Origin of the sequence: Endozoicomonas sp. ONNA2 (assembly GCF_024606365.1) — a bacterium.
Classification (GTDB): Bacteria; Pseudomonadota; Gammaproteobacteria; order Pseudomonadales; family Endozoicomonadaceae; genus Endozoicomonas.
In genome coordinates, this window is record NZ_JAHHPO010000066.1 from 1 (window position 1) to 23231 (window position 23231).

Genomic DNA, 23231 nt, shown 5'->3' on the forward strand with positions numbered 1-23231 from the left:
ATAGTAACTGTCCACTTAGCCAGAAATATACGATTCCATTTGGCCAACTACTTAGGTCAGAAGCTTTTTAAAATTGCAGGATCTGATCATCAGGTATAACAGACAGGCGCAGACCATGTTCAAGCGAATAAAAGAAGATATCAAAACAGTCATGGACCGTGATCCGGCGGCACGGAACACCTTCGAGGTGGTGCCAATTACCCCGGGCTGCACGCGCTATTGCTGCACAGGGTGTCCCACAAACTCTGGAAGTCGGGGTTTTTCTGGTTGGGGCGCATGCTGTCAACTTTTAATCGCTGGTTGACCGGTATTGAGATACATCCGGGTGCTACCATTGGGCGACGCTTTTTTATCGATCACGGTATGGGGGTTGTTATCGGTGAAACGGCGGTCATACAGGACGATGTTACGCTCTATCACGGTGTGACGCTGGGTGGTACTTCTCCCAATAAGGGTAAGGAGCATCCGGCCAACCAGGGTAAGCGGCACCCGACGTTGGCTGATGGCGTGGTTGTGGGTGCCGGGGCAAAAGTGCTGGGGCCATTGGTGGTAGGAGAGGGAGCCAGGGTTGGGTCAAACGCGGTGGTTGTTCGTGAGGTACCGCCGGGGGCAACGGTTGTTGGTATTCCCGGCAGGATTGTGAAAAGGCCAGAGGTTGCCGATAGCACCGGCGAACGCCGTCATGCCAATGCAAAAAAAATGGCAGAAAAAATGGGTTTTGATGCCTATGCTGTCACTTCTGAAATGCCTGATCCCACCGCCCATGCCATTTCTGCCATGCTGGACCATCTCCATGAAGTAGACTCCCGCTTTGATACGCTGTGCCAGGTGCTAAAAGATAATGGTCTTGAGTGTCAGGTGCGGCCATTGCCTGAATTGAAGAAGGAGGATTTTGCGCCTGTCAAGAATGATAATCGAGGGGTTCTTATTGATTAGTCGTCTATTCTCGGACAGCCTCTCAGGTCAGCCTCGTGGGTTTTGGCGCTTTTTTTGTGTTACCGGGTCGTTTGGTTAGTAAGAGGAAGGTACCATTAATGCATCATGATAATGGTACCTATAAAGCGAGTTGAAGGAGGGCGTGCCCTCTTAGGCATAGGATTCTAGCGTTGCAAGGTGTGCTCTATATTTTGTGTTGCTAATCGCTTTTTAGAGCATTTTTCGATTAGTTCTATAGTTTGTAGTGATATTTGGCATAGGTCTAATAGAAAAGTTATATCTTTGACATCCGCAGGATCACGACTGGCTTTGGAAGTATCGAGACTTTTGTATTGACTTAACATAATGGCAGCAAACGTTTGGAAGCATTTCATATCTTCAGGGTCAGCAGCTACAGCAGCGGGAATTATCAAGTCTCCAGTGGTGGTGTCGATTATTTGTTGACTCTCTAGAATTTCTCTAAATGCATCAAGAATGAAGTGTTTAACTTGAGGCCCTCCTTCTTGAGAAGCACGCCAGTTAGTCTCTGCTGTTATTCTATCCATTTTAATCGGAAAATCGGAGGTGTGATAATTATCATGCAGATAGTGGCTGACGTCTGATGCGAGCTTCTGGTGTGCTATAAGAATGCTTATTGCTTGCCTGAGTAATTGTTTCGAAGACGGATTCGCTGGTATCAACGCAGTGGACGAGCTGGCGATTTCAGTTTCAACGGGTCCACATGCCTGCAACTGCTCACTGTTGACTGGCAAAACCCCGGTTTCTGGCGTTGTTTCAGGGGGCTTATCGGACTGTAGAGTGGCGTCTATAGAATTTTCCAGCCTTTTTTCAGCTGCTACATATGCCTGATCATAGAACTCTTTGCAAGAATATAAATGTTTAGAAGTTTCAATACTCCTTTCAATGCAGAGTTTGGCAATTTCTTTGGCTACTAGTGTCTTTATTGGTGTTTGCGAGCTGCTTGATTCAAATCTTTTTATTAATTTTGACAGAGTTTTTTTGGTTTCTTTTACCATAAACATTTGGTAAAGCTCACGTTCGTATACAGTTGAGCGTTTAAAAAAGTCTTTTGTGGGTTCAGGGAAGTCTAATTTACCAAGAACCTCTCGTCTTCTCATGTGGTCACAGAGAGCTTTGTGTTCCTTTTTAAAGTCAGCAAAAGTTGTGTCGTATCCAGAAAAGTAATTAGAGATTACTACTGGCATCTGTTGTTCCTTGCTGCTGACCGTTTCGCTTTCCATCCCATAAGGAGAGGTTAGAACTGATAGTGAGAGAATTTTTTCTGGTTGCAGTGCCTTGGCTGAATGCCGCAACCCGGTTGCCAAAGGAGTTTTTATTGGGTTGACAGTTATAGTAGAGCAAGAGGTTTCCCACTGTTCATATTCGCTCTTCAGTTTTTCATAGTCTGGTAGTTCCATGGGTACAGATCTGGCTTTGAAGCAGCCATCTTCTGATAGGCTGTAGGTTGTTTTCCCATCTAATGATGTTATTGCTCGCTGATCATCGTTGAAAAAGGCTTCGCCGTTTTGGAAAAGAGGTTGAAGTTTTCTAAAGTGAGCGTCTGACAGTGAGATTTTTGTTACAGTGGGGCGTGGTTGTTCGGCAAGTTTGCTTTTGCGGGGTAAACGGTTATCAAATTGTTGGTGTGCAGAGGTGGCCAAATTCTGTGTTGGTTGAGTAGTTTGGCTGATTTTCCTTTTGGCCAGTTCTTTAAGGTCTTGAGATAGCGAGTTGTATAACCTTTCAGCCTTGCTTACGTTGTCAGGAGTTTTTGGACAATGAGTAATATTACGTTTTTCATTTAAAAATATAACTTTATTGCCCCACTTAAGGTAGGACTGAGTTTCCTGTTCCAGTTGGTATTCTTTTTGTTCAAGTCCCAGTTTAATTTGATGCAAGTGGCGAGGGGCTAACGTTTGAGTATTCATGAATTTTATCGTCCTTAGAGCTGGTCATTATTTCTATTTTCAAGGGAGCACGTTTCAGATGTGATTGCTACTTTGGACAACGTTTTTTTTAAAGAGATCATAACAGTGTTGTTAGTCATATTGACTTCATTAAAAGTCTGTTTTGGCTGTCCGTTTGACCGGTGAAGTAATTTTGAAACTTAGCGCCTGTTTCTATAAAATGCCAAAAATTATATAAATCTGCTTTTTAAGACCTTTTTTTATCCCCGCTTTATTTGACAAACTTGTCGCTGTTTTAACTCCAATAGTTGACTAAATTACTCAGGTATTACATAATTGCACGCAGATACCTCAAGTCTGTAGATTTTTTTTCGTCGGGAGAATCATGGATAAGAATCATGGGCTTAGAGTGATCAGGAACTGATAATAGTGATAACCCTGCCTGAATAGCAAGAGAGATGCTGTATGAGATTGACAACCAAAGGACGTTATGCGGTGACCGCCATGCTCGATCTGGCACTTCATGCTGATCAGGGTCCGGTCTCTCTTGCAGATATATCGGATCGTCAGGAGATATCCCTCTCTTATCTGGAGCAGCTGTTTTCCAAGCTTCGCCGTGGTGAGCTGGTCTGCAGTGTGCGCGGGCCAGGGGGAGGGTACCAGCTCAGTCGTGGCACTGACGCTATTTACATTGCCCAAGTGATCGATGCTGTTAATGAATCCGTAGACGCAACCAGGTGCAAGGGAGCAGGAGGTTGCCAGAAAGGTGTCACCTGTCTGACTCATCACTTGTGGCAGGACCTCAGTGAGCAGATTCATTCGTTTCTTGGAGGGATAAGTCTCGCTGATCTTGTTGCACGCAGGGAAGTGCAAACTGTTGCTATTCGTCAGGATCAGCAGCAAGACAACAAAATTGCCGCTGACACCATTTTGTAAGGCATTTTTTGTAAGGCATTTTTTTAAAGTGCCTTCAAGAAAGCTTGAAGTGTAGCAGCATGATGATTTTAACCCTTTGTAATTCAAGGGCCTTGAGCGTACTGATCGTGTGGAGATGTACCAAATGAAATTACCTATTTATCTCGATTATTCCGCAACAACACCGGTAGACCCGCGAGTGGCTGAGAAGATGATTCAGTGCCTCTCTCTTGAAGGTAATTTCGGTAATCCGGCTTCCCGCTCCCATGTTTTCGGCTGGCGTGCTGAAGAGGCTGTTGAAGATGCCCGTCGTCAGGTTGCCAATCTGATTCATGCTGATCCAAGAGAGATTGTCTGGACATCCGGTGCCACTGAGTCTGACAACCTGGCCATTAAGGGTGTTGCCCATTTTTACAGTAAAAAGGGCAAGCATATCGTTACCTCCCGAATTGAGCATAAGGCGGTGCTGGACCCCTGTCGTCAGCTGGAGCGGGCCGGGTTTGAAGTCACATATCTGGACCCGGACAGCGATGGTCTGATCACCCCTGAAATGGTGGAAAATGCCCTGCGTGATGACACCATTCTGGTCAGTTTGATGCATGTCAATAATGAGATTGGTGTGATCAACGATATTGAAGCCATTGGTGATCTTGCCCGTTCACGCAAGATTGTCTTTCACGTGGATGCTGCGCAAAGCGTTGGCAAAATTCCCCTCAATATGGCAACCATGAAGGTTGATCTGCTGTCTATTTCTGCCCATAAACTTTATGGCCCAAAAGGTATTGGTGTGCTTTATGTGCGCCGTAAGCCCCGTATTCGCCTGGAAGCCCAGATGCACGGTGGTGGTCATGAGCGGGGTATGCGTTCCGGAACTCTGGCAACTCACCAGATCGTTGGTATGGGGGAGGCGTGCCGAATTGCTGCTGCAGAGATGGACTCCGAAAGAACACGTCTGATTGCGCTGAAGGATCGGGTGCTTGCCCAGTTGTCCGATCTGGAAGAAGTTCATGTTAATGGCTCGCTTGAACAGCGGGTTCCTGGCATTTTAAATATCAGCTTTGCCTTTGTTGAAGGAGAATCTTTGATGATGTCCCTGAAGGACCTTGCTATCTCCTCTGGCTCTGCCTGCACTTCTGCCAGTCTTGAGCCTTCTTATGTACTCAGAGCTCTGGGCTTGAGTGATGAGCTTGCCCACAGTTCCCTGAGGATCAGTCTGGGGCGCTTTACCACCGGGGCAGAAGTGGATCATGCCGTAGCAGAGATCAGAGAGGCGGTTGCAAAACTGAGAGAGTTGTCGCCGCTATGGGATATGTACAAAGATGGCGTTGACCTCAGCCAGGTTGAATGGGTTGCGCACTGATTTATATGAAGTTTTGCGACAAAAAAACTTCAGAGGAGAGCAAAATGGCATACAGTGAAAAGGTTATCGATCACTACGAGCATCCGCGCAACGTAGGTAAGCTTGATCAGGATTCTCAACGGGTGGGCACTGGCATGGTGGGTGCTCCAGCCTGTGGAGACGTCATGCGCCTGCAGATTCAGGTTAACGATGAAGGCGTTATTGAAGACGCTCGCTTCAAAACCTACGGGTGTGGCTCTGCTATTGCTTCCAGTTCGCTGGCAACCGAGTGGATGAAGGGCAAGACGCTGGACGAGGCGGCAACTATCAAGAACACAGATATTGCTGAAGAGCTTGCACTGCCGCCGGTGAAAATTCATTGCTCGGTTCTGGCTGAAGATGCCATCAAGGCGGCAATTGATGATTATCGGGCCAAGCAAAAGCATGATGCAGCTCCAGCTGCCTGACGCAGTTCCGTTTATTCAGGTGCAGAAGTACGGTCTTCAGTTAGTGCAAGAATATAGTCGGCGGAATCGTTTGGTTTTCCGAGGGTGGATGGAGTATTAAATGGCAATTACCGTAACCAAAGCGGCTGCCCGTCATATCAAGGGGCAGCTTTCCCGAAGAGGCAAGGGGCTCGGCATAAGGCTGGGGGTACGTACTTCGGGATGCTCTGGTATGGCCTATGTCCTTGAGTTTGTCGATGTCGTTGATGAATGTGATGATGTTTTTGAAGATCACGGAGTCAAAGTGTTTGTTGACCCTAAAAGTCTGGTATATCTGGATGGCACAGAACTCGACCTGGTAAAGGAGGGGCTCAACGAAGGTTTGCAGTTTAACAATCCGAATGCAGCCACTGAGTGTGGTTGTGGTGAAAGCTTTAATGTTGTTGATGCTGGCTGATGGTAATTTTTGGGCTTTTGCTTCGTTAATGCTGTCAAAGAAGTTGGTCGGTACTTTTGGCCTGCCTTCTGGCCCGTCTGGTTCACACTGGTCGGGCCTTGTTTGTTTAAGGATCATTCTTTAATAATTGAATGCTCCGGAAATTTCATTTCTGACCAGGGACTTGATTTCGCTGTGGTTGATTTAACCAAAAACTATTTTGAGCTGTTTGAGTTGCCTGTTTCCTGTCAGGTTGACCAGCAGTATCTGTCCAGCCAGTACCGTGCATTGCAACGGGCAGTGCACCCTGACAGGTTTGCCGGGGATGATGCGCGTCAGCAGCGCCTTTCTGTCCAATATGCTGCTCATGTTAATGAGGCCTTTAATACGCTGAAACAGCCGTTGCCCAGAGCGATGTATTTACTGAAGCTGGCAGGTCGCGATGTTGATATGGAACGCAACACCATCATGGATCCCGAATTTTTGATGGAGCAGATGGCGTTGCGTGAATCGGTTTCGGCTATCAGGTCCACAGCAAACCCTGAGCAGGCAATTGAGCGACTGGCTGGTCAGGCGGATGCTGATATTTATCAATATCTACAACAGTTTGAGGGTTTCTGGTTAGCCGGGACTGAGCAGGATCTGGAGCAGGCAGAAACGGTTGTCAGAAAGATGCAGTTCATGGTAAAGCTGGCGACTGAATTGGATCAGCTGGAATCCGATTTTTTGGACGACTAATCAGGAAGAGAAGAGGCAGATATGGCGTTACTGCAGATCTCCGAGCCGGGACAGGCTCCGGAACCTCATCAATACAAGCGTGCTGTCGGCATTGACCTGGGGACCACCAACTCCCTGGTTGCTGCTGTTCGATCAGGTGCTGCTGAGACGTTTCCTGATATCGATGGCAACCATACCTTGCCTTCTGTGGTTCACTACGGTGCGCAGGGGATTGATGTCGGCAGCAATGCAAAAACCAGGGCGCTGATCGATCCGGGCAATACCATTATCTCTGTCAAGCGGATGATGGGGCGCGGGCTTGAGGATGTTGATGCCCTTGGCGGTGTGTTGCCCTACCAGTTTGTTGCCAATGCTTGGGGAACCAATGAGGGCATGCCGTTCATCAAAACCCGACGAGGTGCAGTCAGCCCGGTGGAAGTGTCTGCCGAGATTCTCCGTTCCCTGGTGAGCCGCGCAGAAGAGACATTAGGTGGCGATCTCGACGGTGCCGTGATTACGGTACCGGCGTATTTTGATGATGCCCAGCGACAGGCTACCAAAGATGCTGCCAGGCTTGCAGGGCTGAAAGTTTATCGTCTGCTGAATGAGCCCACTGCCGCGGCCGTTGCCTATGGCCTCGATCAAGAGGGCGAAGGCACTATCGCTGTGTACGATCTTGGTGGTGGCACTTTTGATATTTCAATTTTGCGTCTGGAAAAAGGTGTATTTGAAGTGATGGCCACCGGTGGAGATACTGCCCTGGGTGGTGATGATTTTGACCGGATAGTGGCACGTTGGATGCTCCGTGAGGCGGAGGTTGATGAATCCTCAATTAACCCATTGCAGCTTCGGGAAGCGATGGTTGAGGCTTGTCGGGCCAAGGAAGCATTGACCGTTGGATCTGAAGTTGACGTCAACTTTGGTCAGTGGCGGGGTACACTGTCCCGTGGGCAGTTTAACGGGCTGGCAGACCCTTTGATTGATCGTACCATTCGAGCATTCAAGCGATCACTTCGGGATGCAGGACTTAAAGCCAGTGAGATTGATGAAGTGGTTATGGTGGGTGGCTCAACCCGCATGCCAAGGGTTCGTGAAAGGGTTGAGGCGTTTTCCGGCAGGCAACCGTTGACTTCCATTGACCCTGATCGGGTTGTGGCTGTTGGTGCAGCCCTGCAGGCTAATGTTCTGGCTGGCAATAAATCGGCAGATGATATGCTGCTACTGGATGTTATTCCGCTCTCTCTGGGGCTGGAAACCATGGGCGGGCTGATGGAAAAGGTGATCCATCGCAATACCACTATCCCGGTCAGTCGTGCCCAGGAATTTACCACCTGCAAGGATGGCCAGACAGCCATGGTCATTCACGTCTTTCAGGGCGAGCGTGAATTGATTCGCGATAACCGCTCCCTTGCCCGGTTTGAGTTGCGTGGAATTCCTGCTATGTCCGCGGGAGGTGCTAAAATCCGTGTGACTTTTCAGGTGGATGCGGATGGCTTGCTCAGTGTTGCAGCGCAGGAGTTGTCCACCGGGGTCAGGAGCAGTATTCAGGTGAAGCCTTCTTATGGCCTGAATGACTCTGATATCTCCCGAATGCTGAAAGATTCCTTTGCCCATGCCGGCGATGATCGTGATGCCAGGACGTTGCTCGAGCAACAGGTAGAGGCTGATCGAGTTGTTGGGGCGCTGGCAGCTGCACTGGATAAGGATGGTCAAACATTGCTTGGTAAAGATGAATATCATGCATTATTGGCCGATGTTGAGTCGCTGAAACAGTCCCGTGCAACCGGTGATGCCAAGGCCATTGCCCGTGAAATTGAACGTATTGCCCAGTCCAGTGAAGAATTTGCCGCCCGTCGCATGAACCAGGGTATTCGCCAGGCTCTTTCCGGACAGAAGTTAGATGATTTGAAGGAGTTCTGATAATGACGCGTATTGTTTTTCTACCACACGATGAGTTGTGTCCGGGAGGTGCCGTTATCGAGGCAGAGCCCGGAGTGAGTGTGTGTGATGCAGCGTTGCAAAATGGTATTGAAATTGAGCATGCCTGTGAAAAGTCCTGTGCCTGCACCACCTGTCATGTCATTGTCAGAGAAGGCTTTGACAGCATGAAAGAGCCGGATGAACTGGAAGAGGATATGCTTGACAAGGCTTGGGGGCTTGAGCCCGAATCCCGGCTGAGTTGTCAGGCGGTAGTGGGTGATGAGGATCTGGTGGTTGAGATTCCCAGGTACACTATCAACCAGGTTTCTGAACGTCGTTGATTTTTGCCGGGTCTGTTTGGGATGCTGGCTGGGGTTTGTCCTGGAACAGAACGGTTAAATGATCATGGAGTGGGGCAATGAGTTTAAAGTGGGCAGATGTTTATGATATTGCCATTGAGCTTTACGAGGCGTATCCGGATGTTGATCCCAGGTATGTCAATTTTGTTGACCTGAGAAGCTGGATCCTGTCCCTGGACAGTTTTGAAGACGATCCTGAGCGCTGTGGTGAAAAGGTACTTGAAGCCATACAGTTGGCATGGATTGAAGAGTCTGAAGACTGAGGCACCGTTTTTTTTTGAGAGGGTGTTGGCTCTGATAAAATCTGTTGAGGGTTTAAAGGCTATTTTCTCGGCTAAAGAACTGACACTATCGACTCTATTGTATACAATGTTGCCAGAACTCCTGCTATGGACTGCCTGATCCAAGACATGGAAAGGTAAGAGTCGTACGTTTTTAATAATTAATAACAATCCCGAAAGGGCACGAAAATGACAATCTGGAGATCGTAATGGCGGTTGAGCGCACGTTATCCATTATAAAACCTGATGCAGTAGCCAAAAATGTCCTTGGTAAAATCCTTGCTCGTTTTGAGCATGCTGGACTAAATGTAGTAGCAACAAGGATGATCCATCTTTCTGATGAACAGGCTGGGGGTTTCTACGCTGAGCATAAGGAACGTCCATTTTATCAGGACCTGGTTGGCTTTATGACCTCAGGGCCGGTGGTGGTATCAGTCCTTGAAGGCGATAATGCCGTAGCCCTGAATCGTGAGCTGATGGGTGCTACTAACCCGAAAGAAGCTGCAAAGGGTACTATTCGGGCTGATTTTGCAGAAACTATCGATGAAAATGCGGTTCATGGATCTGACTCTGTAGCATCTGCTGAACGTGAAATTGCCTACTTTTTTGAGGATTCAGAGATTTGCCCCAGAACGCGTTAAGCTTGCTCACAAGTTAACAGTTTGCTGTGGTCTGACCGTGTGAGCATGAGAATATCAGCCATCAGGAGGCACGTCTTCCGATGGCTATGAGGTGTCATAAGATGTCAGAAATGATCGAGCCATCCATCGATCAGGCCAGTGAACTGGTTGGAGAGCTGTCCAGCCAAGCAGCTAAAGTCAATTTGCTTGGGCTTTCACGGAAAAAAATGGAAGCATTCTTTCTCACTCTTGGCGAGAAAAAATTTCGTGCTGAGCAGCTTTTGAAGTGGATTCATCACCATCGGGTCGATAGTTTCGATGATATGACCAACTTCAGTAAATCCCTTCGTGAGCGGCTTAAAGTTCAAGCTGAAATTCGCGCTCCTGAGGTGGTCAGCAGCCTTTTTTCTGAGGATGGAACCTGTAAGTGGGTTGTGCGGGTTGCCAGTGGCAGCTGTGTTGAATCGGTGTTTATCCCTGAAAATGGCCGAGGAACACTGTGCGTCTCCTCCCAGGCAGGCTGTTCCCTGGATTGCAGTTTCTGTTCTACCGGCAAGCAAGGCTTTAACTCTGACCTGACGGTGGCGGAAATCATTGGGCAGGTGTGGGTTGCAGCCCGTCATTTTGGCAATGTGCCGGCAAAGATGAATCGGTCCATTACCAATGTCGTTATGATGGGTATGGGTGAACCGTTGATGAACTTCGATAATGTTGTTGATGCCATGGATCTGATGATGGATGATCTTGGCTATGGCCTATCAAAACGGCGGGTGACGTTAAGCACATCCGGTGTGGTACCCGCACTGAGAAAGTTAAGTGAGGTTTCTGATGTCTCCCTGGCAGTGTCACTGCACGCGCCAAATAATGAATTGAGAAATCAATTGGTGCCGATCAACCGGAAGTATCCTCTGGATCAGCTGCTGGATGCCATACATCATTACATGAACCGTTTGACGGACAGTAAACGGGTGGTTACGATCGAGTATACGTTGCTTGCCGGTGTCAATGATCAACCTGAACAGGCACAGCAACTGGTTACTTTGCTGAAAGATCTGCCCTGCAAGATAAACCTGATTCCTTTTAATCCATTTCCTCATTCAGGATATAAAAGACCCAGTAATAATGCTGTGAGACGGTTTCAGGAAAGTTTGCAGTTGGCTGGTTTTAATGTCACCGTAAGAAAGACAAGAGGTGATGATATAGACGCTGCCTGCGGTCAATTGGTGGGCAAGGTAATGGATAAGACCCGGCGCAGTGAGCGCTACATAGCAGCCAGACAGCTATAATCTGTTCGGGGTGCATCTGTCATCCCGGAGGTTGATATTCTCGACGGCGTCCCGGATATTTATAAATTGCTAATGTGGGGATCAGCATGGGAATCAACTTGAGGCCCATTGTACTCCTGTTTTCTGTATCTTTGGCACTGACAGGCTGTGTTACCACTGACAGTCGGCCTGTTAATGAGAACAGGGCGGTGGTGGATTATATGAATCTTGCCAAAGGTTATCTTCAGGAAGGTTTTTCGGAAAAAGCGATTAGGCCTCTGGAAAGGGCCCTTGAGATCGAGCCATATTCAGCCGGCGTTCATGGTATGTTGGGTATGGCTTATCAGCGTCAGGGGGAAGATCAGCTTGCCGAGCAGGCATTCAGCAAGGCATTGGCCATTGACCCTGAAGCCTCAGAAATACGCAATAACTTTGGTGCTTTCCTGTTCACCAGAAACCGGCTTAAGGACGCTTACCGACAGTTTGAGCTGGCTTCGCAGGATGTTGCTTATTCTCGTCGAAGCCGTACTTTTGAAAACCTGGGGATTGTTGCCTTGCGGATGGGTCAGTCTTCTGTGGCTGTTGATCATTTCACTCGGGCTCTTCGTCTTAACAGTAACTTGCCAAGAGCCAATCTTGAGTTGGCAACTATCTACAAAGATCAAGGCAACCTTTATGCGGGATGGCAGCACTACCTGGCTTTTGATGTGGCCGGTGAGCACAATGCCCGTAGCTTATTATTGGGAATTGAACTGGCAACGGCAAACCAGGCTCAAGGGAAAGCCGCCAGTTATGCGTCGAGACTGGAAAGACTTTATCCCGGCTCCAAGGAGCTGAAGCTATATCGGAGTCGATTGGGTCATGAGTGAACAGGATGCCCGGCAAGAAGAAGCTATTCAGACGTTTGCTCCCGGTGCTGTGCTTGCCCAGGCACGGATCAGTCAGGGGCTATCGGTCCTTGAAGTGGCTGAAAACCTTAAGATTACCGAAAGTTATGTAAAGGCCATTGAGGATAGTACGTTTGATATGCTGCCCCAGGCGGCATTTGTCCGTGGCTATATTCGCAATTATGCGAAACTGGTGGGGCTTAATGGTGAAGATCTGGTTAAGGACTTTGACCATTTTATTGGTATCGATGGCCTGGAATCCCCCCGTTTGCAGGGTTCAAAGAGGTTGAAGCCGCTACGGGCTCACAGTGTGCCCTCTCCAGTCAATGCTCTTGCCCTATTGTTGCTTGTGTCACTTGGTGGGTTTGGTTATTACCTATGGAATAACTGGTTGGGTATTGAACCTTTGGCTGAAGTGGCCATTGGTGAAGACTTATCTGAACCAGTGCCTTTAACTTCTGATGTCGTTGTTCCTGTGCCTTCTGCCGCTGAGATTAGTGAGCGCGTGAAGGATGTTGATATTGCAGCTGATGACGCCAATATTGTAGCAAGCATCGCAAAAGAAGAGCCAAGCCAAAAAAAAGATAAATTTGCTCTGGAAGAGGCCAGGCCAGAGTCTCTTGCAATTGCTCCGGACAGCTCTGAGTTTGTTGGTAAGACAGATGAGCCAAATTCACCGGTTGCTAACCTGATCAAGCCTCTTGTGATTAATTTCTCACAAGATTGCTGGGTTGAAATAAAGGATGCTACCGATGAAGTGCTGATTTCAACCGTGCAGAAAGCTGGATCTTCCATTAATCTTGATGTTTTTCCGCCAGTGAACCTACGGTTTGGCAATACCACCGGAATAGACAGCATTCTGCTAGACGGGATGCCTATAGCCAAACCCAGCTCCAGTACTCGAGTGGCCACTGTTTTGTTGACAGGCAACGGTCAGGGATAAAAAACATCCCTTAAAACTCTTGCCTTTTGGTGCTTGATCCTCTGATGGGCACTTTCTGATGGGAGGGCTGCGGGATTGTCGCACAGAGGCGTTAACGGTTACAGTTGCCTATTTTCGATTTTGAACCGCCAAATCTCCTGTTCCTGACAAACCAGTTGATGTTGTGTGGTGTTTTTAGGTAGAGGACATTTGAACTTGGGCAAGCAGCTTCAAGCCATCCGTGGGATGAATGATATTCTTCCCGAACAGACCCCTGTCTGGCAGTACCTCGAGCAGCAGGTACGCGCTGTCCTGAGCAGTTATGGCTATCAGGAAATCCGGGTTCCGATTGTGGAAAGCTCTGCTCTGTTCAGCCGGGGTATCGGCTCTGGTACGGATATTGTCGAGAAAGAGATGTACACCTTTGCAGATCGCAATGGTGACAAGCTTTCCCTTCGCCCTGAGGCTACTGCAGGGGTTGTTCGCGCAGGCATTCAGCAAGGCCTGTTTTACAACCAGATTCAGCGGTTGTGGACTTCTGGCCCGATGTTCCGTTATGAGCGTCCGCAAAAAGGCCGTTATCGCCAATTTCACCAGATCAGTGTTGAAGCCTATGGCATGACAGGTCCGGATATTGATGCGGAAATGATCATGATGACGGCGCGATTCTGGCACAAGCTTGGTCTGTCAAGGCACGTCATGCTGGAACTGAATACGCTCGGTACTTTGGCGGCCCGTATCCGTTATCGTGAAGCCCTGGTGGCTTATCTCAAGGATTATCAGTCAGAGTTGGATGATGACAGTCGCCGCCGCCTGACCATCAACCCACTGAGAATTCTGGATAGTAAGGATCTGAACACGCAGAAAATTGTTGCCGCTGCCCCGGAGCTGTTTGACTACCTGGATGAAGAGTCACAGGAACACTTTGCGCAGTTGCAGCAGATGCTGGATGAGGCGGGGATTGTCTATCGCGTTAATCCCAGACTGGTGCGCGGCCTTGATTATTATGGCAGAACCGTATTTGAATGGGTGACAGAAAGCCTGGGGGCCCAGGGTACGGTATGTGCCGGTGGTCGCTATGATACCCTGGTTGAGATGTTGGGTGGCAAGCCGACACCTGCCGTAGGTTTTGCCATGGGTCTTGAGCGTCTGGTATTGATGCTGGAAACGCTTCAATTACTGCCGGAATCCGTTTCTAACCGGGTGGATGTCGCGGTTGTTGCTGTTGGTGAGGGTGTTGGTCACAGAGTACTTCCTTTAGTAGAAAGATTGCGTGATGAGTTGCCAGAAGTGAAGGTTCTGATGAATTGCGGTGGTGGCAGCTTTAAAGCACAAATGAAACGTGCAGATCGCAGCGGTGCTGCCTATGCTCTCATTCTTGGTGAGGATGAGTTGTCTGCAGGGATGATGACTGTGAAATCCCTGAGAACTGATGAAGACCAACAGCAGCTGCCAATTGGCGATGTGACCGGACATTTGCAAAAAGTGCTGTTGAATAGCGATGTTCAGTAAGCTGTTCGTTGATACGTTTGTCCAGTTAACGGCTTCAGGAACGAAGCCAGGAGTCAAGGGTGAGTTACCAATCTGATGATGAGCAGGTTCAACTGCTTAAGAATCTATGGAAAGACTATGGTCAGCCGGTTGTGCTGGGTGTTGCCATTACCTTGGCAGTGGTTTCCGGTTATCAATATTGGCAGAAGACGCAGCAGCAGAAAATCGCTGAAGCTTCAGCGCTTTATCAGAATTTGCTGGATACTGTTTCCAACGCCGCGTCGCCAGACAAGCCGGTCCAGTTTTCACCACCTCTGACTGAGGAGCAAAAAGCAACGGTAAGTCACGTTGTCTCGGTATTGCAAAATGATCATGGCAGTAGTCAGTATGCTGCGTTTGCCACGCTTTTTCTGGCTCAGCAGCAGGTACAAGAGGGTCAGTTAAGTGCTGCCCGGGCTTCCCTGGAGTGGGTTCTGGCTCAGCAACCTGCTTCTGAAGTTCAGATCATGGCCAGTGTCCGTCTGGCAAGGGTGCTGATCAGTGAGTCTTCTGTGAATGGTCAACAGGCGCTTGATATTCTGAGCAGACTGAACGCGGGCAAGTCCTATGAGGCGACCGTTGAGTCCGTAAAAGGCGATGTTTACCTTGCGCTTGGTGACCGTAAGCAGGCAGAGGCGGCCTATCAAAAAGCGGTAAATGCCGCACAGGATAACGGTCTGAACCGTCCGTTACTGCAACTCAAGCTGGACGATCTGGCTGCAATGGCACCGCAGGAGGGATAAGAAAATGGAAAGGTTGTGCAGGGGTTCTTTGATTCTTCTGCTGATGCTGGGGCTTTCTGCATGCAGTCTCTTTTCATCGGATGAAGAGGAGGTGAGGACTCCCAAACCTCTCCAGACCATTGCTGAGGAAAAGGTCCGGCTGGTTGCAGTCTGGTCCAGAGGTGTTGGCAAAGGGGTTGGCAAGCGATTCGAAAGCCTGAAGCCCGCCATGGATGGTGATAAAGTTTTTGTTTCTGGTGCAGAAGGTACTGTTTTTGCCCTGGATCGTGATACCGGAAAGGAAGTCTGGAAGATAAAGCTCAATACCCGCGTTGGTGGTGGTGTCAGTGCCGCAGCGGGTATGGTGTTGCTGGGGACGCTGGAAGGAGAAGTGATTGCCCTGAATCAGGATAATGGCGATGAACTCTGGCGAGAGCGGGTCAGTAGCGAGATTCTCAGTGCGCCGGTAACGGATGGTTTCTATGTCGCTGTGCAGAGTATTGATGACCGACTGACCGTGCTTGATGCTCAGAGCGGCCAGTATCTCTGGCGCCAGGACGCGCTGCAACCGGCACTGACCTTAAGGGGCTCCTCTGCACCACTGATATTCAGTGAAGCGGTGTTTGCCGGGTTTGCCGGTGGCGAAGCAAAAGCCTTCCGCCTGAGCAGCGGTGCGCCACTGTGGAGTTCCCGGGTTGCTGCGCCCAAAGGTAGTACTGAGCTGGAACGGATGGTTGATATCAAGGGGGCGCCCCTGATTGGCGGAGACAGTATTTTCTTTGTCAGCTTCCAGGGCAATGTTGCCGCGTTGGATCTTTATAGTGGCCGGGTTCGCTGGGCGAAAGAGTTGTCCAGTTATGAATCCATGACCGAAGGTTTTGGTTCTATCTATCTGACCAGCGAAGAGAGTTATGTCAGTTCCATTGACCAGAGAACCGGTGCTGCTAACTGGCGACAGGAAGATTTTGAGTTTCGCCAATTATCAGCGCCAGCGGCGTTCAGCAGTTACGTTGTGGTCGGTGATGGTGAGGGTTATGTTCACCTGTTGTCACAGGTTGATGGCAGTCAGGCTGGCCGTTTCAAGGCTGACGCTTCGGCAATTAAAGCCCAGCCCCTGGTGGATGGTGAATTGATCCTGGTGTTGTCGGCTGATGGTGAGCTGATTGCCTTGAAGGAAAAAGCTTCCGGGTAAACGGAAGCAATTTGCTGACTTTTAAGAATGCTGTCGGGCTGAATCTTTGCAAGGGTTCAGCCCGTTTTCAATTTTGGTAAATCTTATGGTTCCTGTAATTGCCCTGGTGGGTCGACCCAATGTTGGCAAGTCCACCCTTTTTAACCGTCTGACCCGTTCCCGGGATGCTTTGGTGGCCAATGTGGCCGGGTTGACCCGCGATCGGAAATACGGTGAGGGCAAGATTGGTTCCCATCCCTATATTGTCGTGGATACCGGCGGCATCTCCGGTGATGAGGCGGGGATTGACTCGGCCATGGCAGAACAGTCGCTGGCGGCCATCAATGAGGCCGATGTTGTCCTGTTTCTGGTGGATGCCAGGGCCGGGTTGACCGCTGCTGATGAAATGATTGCCTTGCACCTGCGCAAGCAGGGAAAGAAGTATCACCTGGTGCTTAATAAGGTGGACAGGGTGGATGCGGAGCAGGCCGAGGCGGATTTTGCTTCCCTGGGCATGGGTGATGCCTTTCATATTGCCGCCGTGCATGGACGTGGCGTCAGCAGCATGATCAATGATGTGCTATCGGCGTGTGCTGATGGTGAGGCTGAAGCATCTGATGAACTGTCAACCAGGCCAAGAGGCATCAAGATTGGCATCGTTGGTCGTCCCAATGTGGGTAAATCTACCCTGGTTAACCGTTTGTTAGGCGAAGAGCGCGTTGTTGTTTATGACCAGGCAGGAACGACCCGTGACAGCGTTTACATTCCTTATGAACGTTTTGGTCAGGATTATACGCTGATTGATACGGCTGGTGTTCGCAGGCGGGGCAAGGTGTCCGAATCCATTGAAAAGTTTTCGGTCATCAAGACGCTGCAGGCAATTGAAGATGCCAATGTGGTGGTTCTGGTGCTGGATGCCCGCGAAGGTATTGTGGAGCAGGATCTGCATCTGCTGGGCTTTGTTCTGGACGCAGGTCGTGCTGTGGTCATTGCATTGAATAAATGGGATGGCATGGAAGAAGAGGATAAAACGCAGGTAAAGACAGAGTTGAATCGCCGACTCGGGTTTATTAATTATGCTCGGATTCATAGGATTTCGGCAAAACACGGAACCGGTGTTGGTAACCTTTATGACTCTATTGAAGAGGCTTATGAGGCGGCGACCAGTAAATTGTCCACCAATCGTCTGACGCGAATTCTGGCGGATGCCGTGAAGGAGCATCAACCGCCTGTGGTCAACAATCGCCGTATCAAGCTGCGTTACTGCCATGCTGGTGCCATGAATCCGCCAACCATTATCATCCATGGTAACCAGACTGACCGGGTACCTGCCGCTTATCGACGTTACCTTGAGAATACGTTCCGTAAAGTGCTGAAAATTATGGGGACGCCCATTCGAATCCAGTTTCGCTCGGGTGATAACCCCTATGCTGAGAACGGGGAGCTTGACCAGAGGCAGGCGCATCGCAAGCGCAGAGTGGAAAAATCGTCACAGTTTGCCAAAGAAAAGCGAAAGACAAATCGTTCCTGACTGATTTGACAGTCTCTCAGGAGTCATCGATGAAAAACAATCTGTTCGAACACATACCTGAAGAACTGCCTGAAGAGTTGTTTGAGACTCTGCAGGAATCCCGTGGCGTTAAAATAGAGCGGATTGTTTCCCGGGGACATACGACGCCACCAGGGGAGTGGTATGACCAGGCCTGGGATGAGTGGGTGGTACTGTTAAGTGGTTCGGCAGTGCTGGAGTTTGCAGGGGAGTCCCCTGTTACTCTTCATGCCGGTGATTATCTTATGTTGCCTTTTGGGTACAGGCACCGGGTCGCCTGGACTGATCCCGATGTTGATACTATCTGGTTGGCCGTTCATGTTAATGTTTGATTTTTTCTACTGTGCACAGTGCCTCACCCTTTGAAAATCGTGTGGTCACCAGATCACCTTCATGGAGTTGTTGACTGCTTCTGATAATCGAATCACCAACCATGGTTATGGCATAACCCCTTGAAAGGGTTGCCAGAGGGCTGACAGCGTGCAACTCTCCAGACACTTTTTCCAGCTTCAGTTGACACTTTTCCAGGTTATTGGACATGAGCTGAACCAGCTTTTGAGCCGTATGTTCATTACGGCTTTTCAGCAGTTCCAATGTGCGTTGGGGGTTTTGCTGATGTGCCCGATCTCTGACTCGGCCCAGGCTTGATTGGGCCCGTTCCAGTATCAGGGTAATGGCCTGATTTAATCGGATTTCCAGATCATCCAGCCGCTGGCTATTGTCTCTCAGACGTTCCCCGGGGTGTCTTAACCGTTTTTGCAGGTTATCCAGCTCTCTCTGGCTTAACTGCAGCTTATGTCGTGTCAGTGTGTTGAGCTTTCTGGTGATCAGGTGCAACTGATTCAACAGGGCTTGACGATCCGGGCTGAGGATTTCCGCCGCTGCGGATGGGGTTGCCGCCCGGTGATCCGCAACAAAGTCGGCAATGGTGAAGTCAATTTCATGACCAACGGCACTGACAATGGGGATAGGGCAGTCTGCTATGGCCCTGGCCACCAGCTCTTCATTAAATGGCCACAAATCTTCCAGTGAGCCACCGCCACGACCCACAATCAGTACATCAAACCGATTGGCGCTTTCTGCCAGTTTTAATGCATTGACCAGTTCGTGTTTCGCCTGCTCCCCCTGCACCGAGCTGGGAATAATGGTGACCGGTATGGCAGGAAAGCGTCTTTTCAGTACGGTTAGAATATCCCGAATGGCTGCGCCGGTGGGAGAGGTGATCACCCCGATATGCCTTGGATGAGCGGGCAGGGGCTGTTTGCCCGCGATGTCGAACAGGCCTTCAGCCGCCAGTTTCGCCTTGAGAACCTCAAAGGCTTGCTGGAGGTCGCCGGTGCCGGCATTATCCATGTGTTCAACAATCAGTTGATAGTCGCCTCTCCCTTCATACAGGCTCACACGCCCTCTTACCCTGAGCAGCATGCCTTCTGCAGGGACAAATTTAAGCGCCTGGTTACGGTTGCGAAACATGGCGCAGCGGATCTGCGACTGCTTGTCCTTCAGGGTGAAATACCAATGCCCGGAGCTGGGGCGGGCCAGTCCGGATAGTTCTCCCTCAACACGGACATGATTGAAATTCATCTCCAGCAATCGCCTGGCTTTACCATTTAACTCAGTTACAGATAGGGCTTTTGACGATGCCTCAGCGTTTTCGGTCGGTGTGTCTGTCAAGTGGTGCATAGGTCAAGCCTGGCAGGAGATTATCGGTTTTTTGATATTCTGCCTGAATAAGTGGTTTAGCTGAAGTTGAAATAGAGGGTATAATTGTTCGAATTTTTTTCCCATAAACTCTTGGTAACAGGCAATGCTGAGAATTGCACAAGATGCACTTACCTTCGATGATGTCCTCCTTCTGCCCGGCTACTCCGAAGTCCTCCCCAAAGATGTCTCTTTGAAAACCAGGCTGACCTGTGGTATTGAGTTGAATATTCCGCTGATTTCTGCCGCGATGGATACCGTTACCGAAGCGTCTCTGGCTATTGCCATGGCACAGGAAGGTGGCATCGGGATTATTCATAAGAATATGACGCCCGAGCAGCAGGCCGCTGAAGTTCGCAAGGTCAAGAAGCACGAAAGTGGTGTGGTCAAGGATCCGATTACCATTGATGCCAGTGCCACCGTCAGAGATCTTCTGGAGTTGACCTCCAGACATAATATCTCCGGTGTTCCCGTGCTCTATGGCAGCGACCTGGTGGGTATTGTGACCAGCCGTGACGTCCGGTTTGTCTCCAATCTGGATCGAGCCGTTTCCGAGATCATGACCCAAAAAGACCGTCTGGTGACGGTTCAGGAAGGCACTGACCCGGACACCGTTCGCCAGCTTCTGCACAAGCACCGTATTGAAAAAGTGCTGGTGGTTGATGGTCAGTTCAATCTCACCGGTATGATGACCGTTAAGGACATTAAAAAGGCCCAGCAGTACCCGAATGCGTCGAAAGACAGTCAGGGGCAGTTAAGAGTGGGGGCCGCGGTGGGTACCGGTGCTGAAACACCTGAGCGTGTTGCTGCCCTGGTGGCTGCTGGTGTTGATGTCATTATTGTAGATACTGCTCATGGTCATTCTCTTGGTGTGATTGAGCGAGTGAAGTGGGTGAAGGAAAACTATCCGCAGGTTCAGGTAATTGGCGGTAATATTGCCACCGCCGAGGCAGGCAGGGCCCTGGTCGAAGCCGGTGCTGATGGGGTTAAAGTGGGTATCGGTCCTGGCTCTATCTGCACTACCCGAATTGTTACCGGTATCGGTGTGCCCCAGATCAGTGCGGTAGCCAATGTGGTGGAAGCGCTGAAAGAGACCGGAGTCCCTGTGATTGCCGATGGCGGTATCCGTTTTTCCGGTGATATGGCAAAAGCGATTGTTGCCGGTGCCAGCACTGTCATGCTGGGCAGTATGCTGGCAGGTACCGAAGAGGCGCCAGGTGAAGTGGAACTTTACCAGGGGCGCAGCTACAAAGCTTATCGTGGTATGGGCTCTTTGGGGGCAATGTCCCGGGTTTCCGGTTCCAGTGACCGTTATTTCCAGAGTTCAGAAGAAGGCGCCGAAAAACTGGTTCCTGAAGGTATTGAAGGCCGTGTGCCTTACAAGGGGCCTCTTCATGCCATTATCCATCAGATGGTGGGTGGCTTGCGTGCCGCGATGGGCTATACCGGCTCACCTGATATGGCAGCCATGCGTACCCGGCCACAGTTTGTGCGCGTGACCAATGCCGGTATGGCCGAGTCTCATGTTCACGATGTGACAATCACCAAAGAAGCGCCTAACTACCGTGTTGGTTAACTATGGGGAAGTCTCCCTGCTTTGCTGATGACAGGATTTAGAGATTAATCATGTCCCAGGATATTCATTCCGATCGCATTCTGATTCTTGATTTTGGTTCCCAGTATACTCAGCTTATCGCTCGAAGAGTTCGCGAGATCGGTGTTTATTGTGAACTTCATCCCTACGATATGGATGACGCCGCGATTCGGGCGTTCAACCCGAAAGGGATTATTTTGTCCGGTGGCCCTGATTCCGTTACCGGTGGTAATTCTCCAAGAGCAGCCAGCATTGTTTTTGAACTCGGTGTTCCTGTGCTGGGTATCTGTTATGGCATGCAGATCATGGCAGAACAGATGGGGGGCAAGGTTAGTACCTCTCACCTGCGTGAGTTTGGCTATGCCCAGGTTCAGCTGGAAGCGAAAGTGCGCCTGTTTGATGGTATTGAAGACCATGTCTGTGAAGGTGGCTATCTGACTCTGGATGTCTGGATGAGCCATGGGGATAAAGTGACCGCCATTCCTGATGGCTTTGTGGTTGCTGCTGTCACCGATTCCTGCCCGATTGCAGCCATGGCGTGTGAAGAAAAGCAGTATTACGGCGTTCAGTTTCACCCTGAAGTGACGCATACCACCCAGGGATTACGAATTCTTGAGCGTTTTGTGGTTTGCATTGCCAAGTGCCAAAAACTCTGGACGCCGGGCAAGATTATTGATGACGCTATTGCCCGTATTCGTGAGCAGGTGAACGATCATAAGGTGTTGCTTGGGCTGTCTGGTGGCGTTGATTCCAGTGTTGTAGCGGCGCTGCTGCATAAGGCTATTGGTGATCAGCTGGTCTGCGTCTTTGTGGATAATGGTTTGCTCCGTCTCCATGAAGGCGACCAGGTGATGACTATGTTTGCCGAAAATATGGGGATTCGGGTTATTCGTGCAAATTCTGAAACGATGTTCCTGCGTCGTCTCAAAGGTGTTCAGGACCCTGAAGACAAGCGCAAGATCATTGGTAAGACTTTTATCGAAGTGTTTGATCAGCATGCCAGTGCGCTGGGTAACATCGCTTTTCTGGCACAGGGTACTATCTATCCGGATATAATTGAATCAGCTGGCTCACAAACCGGTAAGGCGCATGTAATAAAGTCCCATCATAATGTGGGTGGGCTGCCGGAACAGATGAAGATGGCCTTGGTTGAGCCGCTTCGCGAGCTGTTCAAGGATGAGGTTCGAACCATTGGTCTGGAACTGGGCCTGCCTTATGACATGGTGTACCGTCACCCATTCCCGGGGCCGGGGCTTGGTGTTCGCATCCTGGGTGAAGTCAGGAAAGAGTATGCGGATATTCTTCGCCAGGCAGATGCTATTTTCATCGAAGAGCTGCGAAAGGCAGGCTGGTATCAAAAAACCAGTCAGGCTTTTGCGGTATTCCTGCCGGTGAAATCCGTTGGCGTGGTGGGAGATGGTCGCCGCTATGAATATGTGATTGCCCTCAGAGCCGTAGAAACCATTGACTTTATGACCGCTCGCTGGGCTCACCTGCCTTATGATCTGCTGGAGAAAGTGTCTAACCGTATCATCAATGAAATTGAGCATGTTTCAAGGGTGACCTATGATGTATCCAGTAAGCCACCGGGTACGATTGAGTGGGAGTGATCCAGTTATTGCTAAATGTAATAACTAATTCCGGTCCTTACATTTGCTTTGGGTACTTATATCGGGAGCAATGGTGCATAATGCACCTAACCAGGGGGATGTAGTCAATATACAGTCGTGCTACATTCCAGCCTGTGATCCTCTTTCCCTAGTTAGAGGCGCACTATGTTATGAGTAAGCCGGAATAGGGTGACGTCCGCAGTCCGGTTGAAAGGAAATGGTGCCGAAGTGAGCCTGGTGGTCAACCAGCTTCACTGGCAGTGCATCAAATAGGTGTACTACTGTCACAGTTTTTACTGTGGAGAGCTAACGGGTACCAGAAAGTGCTAATTAGATTTTCTTTAAACGCGCTTCCTCCATGTACACTTGCCTCCTGATCTAATGACAACTGGTTCACTCATCCC

21 protein-coding genes, 1 pseudogene and 1 riboswitch are annotated in these 23231 nt (G+C 49.7%); of the genes and pseudogenes, 20 read left to right on the forward strand and 2 right to left on the reverse strand.

Annotated elements, in window-relative coordinates; all coding sequences use genetic code 11:
• The first annotated feature begins 115 nt into the window (after positions 1–115).
• Positions 116–936, forward strand: a pseudogene (cysE, locus tag KDK14_RS00955) (serine O-acetyltransferase).
• Positions 937–1100: 164 nt separating this feature from the next.
• On the opposite strand, the gene KDK14_RS00960 reads toward cysE, so the two are convergent.
• Positions 1101–2864, reverse strand: a complete 1764-nt coding sequence (locus KDK14_RS00960; protein ID WP_257263142.1) for a hypothetical protein — start codon at positions 2862–2864, stop codon at positions 1101–1103.
• A gap of 444 nt (positions 2865–3308) precedes the next feature.
• On the opposite strand from KDK14_RS00960, the gene iscR reads away from it, so the two are divergent.
• From iscR to KDK14_RS01045, 17 genes are all read left to right on the forward strand, one after another.
• A complete protein-coding gene (iscR, locus tag KDK14_RS00965; RefSeq protein WP_257263143.1) occupies positions 3309–3779 on the forward strand; it encodes a Fe-S cluster assembly transcriptional regulator IscR in 471 nt (156 codons plus the stop codon).
• Between the two features lie 124 nt (positions 3780–3903).
• Positions 3904–5118 carry an IscS subfamily cysteine desulfurase gene (locus KDK14_RS00970; RefSeq protein ID WP_257263144.1) on the forward strand — a complete coding sequence of 405 codons (1215 nt, stop codon included), beginning with the start codon at positions 3904–3906 and terminating at the stop codon, positions 5116–5118.
• A gap of 44 nt (positions 5119–5162) precedes the next feature.
• On the forward strand, positions 5163–5564 hold the full coding sequence (gene iscU, locus KDK14_RS00975) for a Fe-S cluster assembly scaffold IscU (protein ID WP_257263145.1): 402 nt from the start codon (positions 5163–5165) through the stop codon (positions 5562–5564).
• A 100-nt stretch (positions 5565–5664) separates the two neighbouring features.
• Positions 5665–6000, forward strand: a complete 336-nt coding sequence (gene iscA, locus KDK14_RS00980; protein WP_257263146.1) for an iron-sulfur cluster assembly protein IscA — start codon at positions 5665–5667, stop codon at positions 5998–6000.
• A gap of 174 nt (positions 6001–6174) precedes the next feature.
• On the forward strand, positions 6175–6717 hold the full coding sequence (hscB, locus tag KDK14_RS00985; protein ID WP_257263147.1) for a Fe-S protein assembly co-chaperone HscB: 543 nt from the start codon (positions 6175–6177) through the stop codon (positions 6715–6717).
• A 21-nt stretch (positions 6718–6738) separates the two neighbouring features.
• Positions 6739–8616, forward strand: coding sequence for a Fe-S protein assembly chaperone HscA (hscA, locus tag KDK14_RS00990; protein WP_257263148.1), 1878 nt, complete (start codon positions 6739–6741; stop codon positions 8614–8616).
• Positions 8617–8618: 2 nt separating this feature from the next.
• Positions 8619–8957, forward strand: a complete 339-nt coding sequence (fdx, locus tag KDK14_RS00995) for an ISC system 2Fe-2S type ferredoxin (protein WP_257263149.1) — start codon at positions 8619–8621, stop codon at positions 8955–8957.
• A gap of 77 nt (positions 8958–9034) precedes the next feature.
• Complete coding sequence (gene iscX / locus KDK14_RS01000; RefSeq protein WP_257263150.1) at positions 9035–9238, forward strand: Fe-S cluster assembly protein IscX; 204 nt, start codon at positions 9035–9037, stop codon at positions 9236–9238.
• A gap of 227 nt (positions 9239–9465) precedes the next feature.
• Complete coding sequence (gene ndk, locus KDK14_RS01005; RefSeq protein WP_257263151.1) at positions 9466–9897, forward strand: nucleoside-diphosphate kinase; 432 nt, start codon at positions 9466–9468, stop codon at positions 9895–9897.
• Between the two features lie 101 nt (positions 9898–9998).
• The gene (gene rlmN / locus KDK14_RS01010) at positions 9999–11162 is read left to right on the forward strand and encodes a 23S rRNA (adenine(2503)-C(2))-methyltransferase RlmN (protein ID WP_257263152.1); all 1164 of its coding nucleotides are present in this window, start codon (positions 9999–10001) and stop codon (positions 11160–11162) included.
• Positions 11163–11248: 86 nt separating this feature from the next.
• Positions 11249–12010, forward strand: a complete 762-nt coding sequence (pilW, locus tag KDK14_RS01015) for a type IV pilus biogenesis/stability protein PilW (protein ID WP_257263153.1) — start codon at positions 11249–11251, stop codon at positions 12008–12010.
• Complete coding sequence (locus KDK14_RS01020) at positions 12003–12971, forward strand: RodZ domain-containing protein (protein ID WP_257263154.1); 969 nt, start codon at positions 12003–12005, stop codon at positions 12969–12971. The genes pilW and KDK14_RS01020 overlap by 8 nt, the downstream gene beginning before the upstream one ends.
• Before the next feature lie 195 nt (positions 12972–13166).
• Positions 13167–14462, forward strand: coding sequence for a histidine--tRNA ligase (hisS, locus tag KDK14_RS01025; RefSeq protein WP_257263155.1), 1296 nt, complete (start codon positions 13167–13169; stop codon positions 14460–14462).
• Positions 14463–14521: 59 nt separating this feature from the next.
• The gene (locus KDK14_RS01030) at positions 14522–15223 is read left to right on the forward strand and encodes a tetratricopeptide repeat protein (RefSeq protein ID WP_257263156.1); all 702 of its coding nucleotides are present in this window, start codon (positions 14522–14524) and stop codon (positions 15221–15223) included.
• Between the two features lie 4 nt (positions 15224–15227).
• Complete coding sequence (gene bamB / locus KDK14_RS01035; RefSeq protein ID WP_257263157.1) at positions 15228–16394, forward strand: outer membrane protein assembly factor BamB; 1167 nt, start codon at positions 15228–15230, stop codon at positions 16392–16394.
• Positions 16395–16479: 85 nt separating this feature from the next.
• Positions 16480–17904 carry a ribosome biogenesis GTPase Der gene (gene der, locus KDK14_RS01040; RefSeq protein ID WP_257263158.1) on the forward strand — a complete coding sequence of 475 codons (1425 nt, stop codon included), beginning with the start codon at positions 16480–16482 and terminating at the stop codon, positions 17902–17904.
• A 29-nt stretch (positions 17905–17933) separates the two neighbouring features.
• A complete protein-coding gene (locus KDK14_RS01045) occupies positions 17934–18254 on the forward strand; it encodes a cupin domain-containing protein (protein ID WP_257263159.1) in 321 nt (106 codons plus the stop codon).
• On the opposite strand, the gene xseA is transcribed toward KDK14_RS01045, so the two are convergent.
• Entirely contained in the window at positions 18244–19605 is a 1362-nt protein-coding gene (gene xseA / locus KDK14_RS01050) for an exodeoxyribonuclease VII large subunit (protein ID WP_257263160.1), read from the reverse strand. The genes KDK14_RS01045 and xseA overlap by 11 nt on opposite strands.
• A gap of 124 nt (positions 19606–19729) precedes the next feature.
• On the opposite strand from xseA, the gene guaB reads away from it, so the two are divergent.
• Positions 19730–21199, forward strand: coding sequence for an IMP dehydrogenase (gene guaB, locus KDK14_RS01055; protein WP_257263161.1), 1470 nt, complete (start codon positions 19730–19732; stop codon positions 21197–21199).
• A gap of 50 nt (positions 21200–21249) precedes the next feature.
• Positions 21250–22827, forward strand: coding sequence for a glutamine-hydrolyzing GMP synthase (gene guaA, locus KDK14_RS01060; protein WP_257263162.1), 1578 nt, complete (start codon positions 21250–21252; stop codon positions 22825–22827).
• A gap of 145 nt (positions 22828–22972) precedes the next feature.
• Positions 22973–23144: riboswitch (Lysine riboswitch) on the forward strand.
• Positions 23145–23231 lie beyond the last annotated feature (87 nt).